5 protein-coding genes are annotated in these 4,121 nt (G+C 71.9%); 2 read left to right on the plus strand and 3 right to left on the minus strand.

Annotation, left to right across the window (positions count from 1 at the left end; genetic code table 11):
* Positions 1 to 606: 606 nt before the first annotated feature.
* Positions 607 to 1,182: a hypothetical protein gene (locus tag E2493_RS20200; protein WP_135090482.1), complete on the plus strand. Its 576-nt coding sequence runs from the start codon at positions 607 to 609 to the stop codon at positions 1,180 to 1,182.
* A gap of 567 nt (positions 1,183 to 1,749) precedes the next feature.
* On the opposite strand, the gene E2493_RS20205 is transcribed toward E2493_RS20200, so the two are convergent.
* The 3 genes from E2493_RS20205 to E2493_RS20215 all read right to left on the minus strand — a co-directional run bounded on the left by E2493_RS20205 (position 1,750) and on the right by E2493_RS20215 (position 3,638).
* On the minus strand, positions 1,750 to 1,947 hold the full coding sequence (locus tag E2493_RS20205) for a hypothetical protein (RefSeq protein WP_135090484.1): 198 nt from the start codon (positions 1,945 to 1,947) through the stop codon (positions 1,750 to 1,752).
* A gap of 49 nt (positions 1,948 to 1,996) precedes the next feature.
* A complete protein-coding gene (locus E2493_RS20210; RefSeq protein ID WP_135090486.1) occupies positions 1,997 to 2,908 on the minus strand; it encodes a Gfo/Idh/MocA family protein in 912 nt (303 codons plus the stop codon).
* Positions 2,909 to 3,212: 304 nt separating this feature from the next.
* Positions 3,213 to 3,638 (minus strand): endonuclease domain-containing protein, encoded by a 426-nt coding sequence (locus tag E2493_RS20215; RefSeq protein WP_225421618.1) that lies wholly within the window; start codon positions 3,636 to 3,638, stop codon positions 3,213 to 3,215.
* 223 nt (positions 3,639 to 3,861) lie between these two features.
* Here E2493_RS20215 and E2493_RS21455 point away from each other — a divergent pair.
* Positions 3,862 to 4,121 (plus strand): YMGG-like glycine zipper-containing protein (locus E2493_RS21455; RefSeq protein ID WP_167737666.1); only part of this gene is annotated, 260 nt, incomplete at its 3' end.

Below are 4,121 nucleotides of genomic sequence, written 5' to 3' on the forward strand. Positions count from 1 at the left end.
GCGCGCCCGCGCCTGGCAGCGGCCAACCGCCGAATTGCCCCACGTCCGCCGCCGGCTGCGCAGCCTGGTCGAGGCCGGCCTCGCCCCCGTCGCCGAGCCCGAGCGGGTGTGGTGCTTCAGACGCGGTGAGCCGGGCGCGGGCTGAGGCGGGCTTTAATTTCGGGGACACTATACTCAATTCCCGCGCGCCGCGCACCGCGGGAGAGGCGCGGGCCGAATTGAGTAAAGTGTCCCCGAAATTGGAGTATAGTGTCCCCGAAATTGAAGCTGGCGGGTCCATGCGCAGGAGCGGCGCAGGACGATTGGGCGCGAAGCGCCCATTTAGAGCCCTCCATTGGCGGCGGTGTCTGTCCGACCGGAGACCCCGGCCTGCGCCGGGGTGACGGGTCTGGGTTGAAGACTTTTTTTCTTCGCGGCTTCGCGTTCTTCGCGGCGCAGCCTGTCCAGAGCGCCGCCGCAGGCGGCGTCGAGGGGCGGGGAAATCGGGCAGCGGTAACGGACGCGGCGCTGACGGTGAGGCGGTGCGATCGGTCCGCATCGGTCATCGGGCGTTCAGCTTTCGGGCGACAGTTTTCGGCTCCCATTGATCCTTCGAGGAGAGAGTCGATGCTCAAGCCTGTTCTGGCCGCGCTGGCGCTGACCGGGGCGGTTGCGGCCGCACCGGCCCTGGCGGGCGGCGCGCCGGCCGCGGCGCGGCCCGAGGCCGTGAAATTGCTCAAGGTGGCCTTGCCCGACGGGCGGGTCGGCCTGGTCCGCTACACGGGCGAGGTGCCGCCGCAGGTCGTGCTCGTTCCCGTTCGGCAGGTCGCCGACCCGTTCGCCGCGTTCGAGGCGATGTTCGCCGACATGGACCGGCAGATGGACGCGATGATGCGCCAGGCGGCGGCGCTGGCCGCGCGCACGCCGGCCGTAGACCCGCGCCGGGTGACGATGGCCGGCGCTGCGCCGGGCGCGGCGCTGCCGGCGAACACGATCAGCCGCTCGTTCGTGTCCTTCTCCAACGGCGGCAAGGTGTGCAGCCGCTCGACCCTGGTCACCGCCGGGCCCGACGGCAAGCCGCAGGTCCGCGAGAGCCAGGAAGGCGATTGCGAGGGGCTCGCGGCGCCGGCCGCGCCCAACACCCCGGCCAAGCCAGCCGCCGCGCCCGCGGCGCCGGCGATCGACCTGCGCGACACGATCTGAGGGGCCGGCGTTGAAGAGGGGCGTCGCGCGGGCCGCGGCGCCCCTTTTCCGTGCTTCCTGCCCTGGCGCCGCATTCGGCACAGGAAGCCACGACGACGCGACGGGCGGGCTGCCCTGGCGCAGCGCAGGATCGGTCGGCGCGGCCGATCGCACCGAAGCAGCATTTCCAAGCGAAGGACGCGAAGGAGAAGGAAGGCGCGAAGGTGCCGAGGGTCTCGCGTGAAGGAGCTCGGCGCGCCTGCGGAATTTCGGGGACACTATACTTAATTCCCGCGCGCCGCGCATCGCGGGAGAGTCGCGGGCCGAATTAAGTATAGTGTCCCCGAAATTGCTTCTTCGCGGCTTCGCGTTCTTCGCGCCTTCGCGTGGACATTCGGCCGGGGCGCAGCGCCGTCGCTCACCGGAATTTCGGGGACACTATACTTAATTCCTGCGCGCCGCGCATCGCGGGAGAGTCGCGGGCCGAATTGAGTATAGTGTCCCCGAAATTGGTGTCCCCGAAATTCGGCCGGGGCGCAGCGCCGCGGCTCGCCGGAAGGAGCTCGGCGCGCCTGGTGGCGGGCGCGGCTAGCCGGCCGGTTTCTCGTCTTCGTGATGGGGGATGGGGACCTTGGTCGGGCCCTGGCGGGAGGGAGTCTCCTCGCCCTTGTGGGTGTCGTCGAAGCTGCCCTTGCCCATGTCGCCGGCGCCGTGGCCGGGATCGGGGTTGGGGTTCTCGGGGCTCGGGCTCTCGCCGCTCCGCTCGTCGCTCATGTCCGGGCTCATCGTCTCTCCTCCCGCCGTGCCAACGCATGGCGGCGGCCGAGGTGCCCGGTCAGGCCGCCGCCTCCGCCCGGGCGACGATCGCCTCGCAGAGGCGGTGGGTCTCGAGGGCGTCCCCGGCGTCGAGCAGCGTGCCGGCGGCGACCGCGGCGAGGAAGTGCGCGGCCATCGCCTCGAAGCCGCGCACCCAGGTCGCCGGGCGCCAGTCGGGGGCGGGGAGGCGGACGATGCGGCCGGCCTGGTGGACGATCGTCTCGCGCAGGCTCTCGACCCGGCGCTTGCCGCCGCCGCCGATCGCCTCCACCCATTCCTCGTCGCTGCCGCTCATCCGGCTCATCGTGCCGGTCGCGGCGAAGGCGCCGGCCGGGCCGGTGCCGGCGAGGGTGAGGTGGACGTGCGCGAGGTCGGCGCCCTCGCGGCGCAGCTCGATCGTGGTGCGGGCGACCGGGCCGGGGACGAGGAAGCGCAGGGTGTCGGCGACGTGGATGAAATCGTCGAACACGGTCACGCGCGGCGGCGCCGGCAGGGTCGCCCGGTTCTTCTGGAGGAGGATGAGGTCGCGCGGCGCGTCGCGCAGGGCGGCGAGCGCGGGGGCGAAGCGGCGGTTGAAGCCGACCATCAGCGACACGCCGCGCGCCCGGGCGAGGGCGACCAGCCGCTCGGCCTCGGCGAGGCTGTCGGCGAGCGGCTTGTCGACCAGGGTCGGGATGCCGGCGTCGAGCAGGCGCGCGACGAGGGCGGGATGGGCGGCGGTGGCGGCGTGGACGAGGACGGCGTCGGGGCGGGCGGCGAGCAGGGGATCGAGGCTGGCGTGGCGGTGGGGGATCCGCCAGGCGTCGCCGAGCGCGGCGAGGCGGGCCGGATCGCGGGTGGCGAGGTGGAGCTCGATCCCCGGGACCGCGGCCAGCACCGGCAGCCAGGCCTTGGCGGCGATGTCGCCGAGCCCGATCATGCCCACCCTCATCCGCACCTCCCGCCGCTGCGCCCGCGCTTGTGGCGGCGGCGGCGGGGGTTGTCGAGGGGCGGGGACGGGCGTCACGCGGCGCGGACGCGGGCTCCGGGGTTGGCGTCACCGTTGCGCAGTCCGGCGGTTGCACCAGCGCCGCATGTCACACGAAGCCGCGAAGAGCACGACGCCACGAAGGGGCCGCGGGAGATCGGAGACGCTGGGGCCAGTCTTCGTGGCCGCTTGTTTCACGCGAAGCTCGCGAAGGAACGCGAAGGACGCGAAGGGGGCAACGAAGCGCTATGGTAGAGCCCTCTCCCCTTCAGGGGATGAGCAGGTGCGTCACGCCCCGCGTGACGCAGCCGTGCCGGGGGCACGGAGACCTGCTCATGGTTGGCAGAGGGGGAGCCCCAAGCGCTTCCGCGATCGAGAAAAGGACGCCGTCGAGGTTCGTCATCACCTCGGAGTTGGTGAAGCGGATCACCCGATAGCCGCGGTCCTCAAGGAAAGAGGTGCGGCGCTCGTCATAATCACCGCTGCCAGCGTGGGTGTCACCGTCGACCTCGATCACGAGCATCGTTGGCTGTCTGCAGGCGAAGTCGGCGATATAGCGCCCTATGACCACCTGACGTCGGAACTTCGCCTGCTCGAAACGGCGAGCGCGTAGGGCGAGCCACAGCCTCCGCTCCGGCTCGGGCATGTCGCGGCGCATCCGCCTGGCTCGTTCGAGGAGATCCTGGTCTCTCAGCGACTCCCCCTCTCCCGGCCTCTCCCCTGAAGGGGAGAGGGGTTTAGTCGTTCTGGCGCGACGAAGCTGTCGCTCACGCCCCATGCGGCGAGCGGAGGCGGGGGTGCGACGGGGGTGGAGGAACATGGGCCCTCGTGTCTCGTTTCGGCCTTGTCACATTGCGCGGTTCACTGCCCCGCGGCCTCCGTCGCGCCCCGCTCCGCGCCTGTCAGGGAGTAGATCCATGAAGAAGACGCTGATCTCGCTGCTGTTCGCCGGCGCGCTGCCGCTCGCCGCCTGCTCGAGCTACCAGGACAATGAGACGCTGGAGAGCGCCGGGACCGGCGCCGCGATCGGCGCGGGGGTCGGCGCCGGCGTCGGCGCGGCGGTCGGCGGGCTGAACCCGATCGAGGGCGCGGCGATCGGCGCCGCGGTCGGCGGCCTCGCCGGCGCGATCTGGGCCGACCGCGACAATGACGGCTATGCCGACGGCTATACCGACCA

It is taken from the genome of Sphingomonas parva (ex Maeng et al. 2020) (assembly GCF_004564275.1).
GTDB classification, from domain to species: Bacteria; Pseudomonadota; Alphaproteobacteria; order Sphingomonadales; family Sphingomonadaceae; genus Allosphingosinicella; species Allosphingosinicella parva.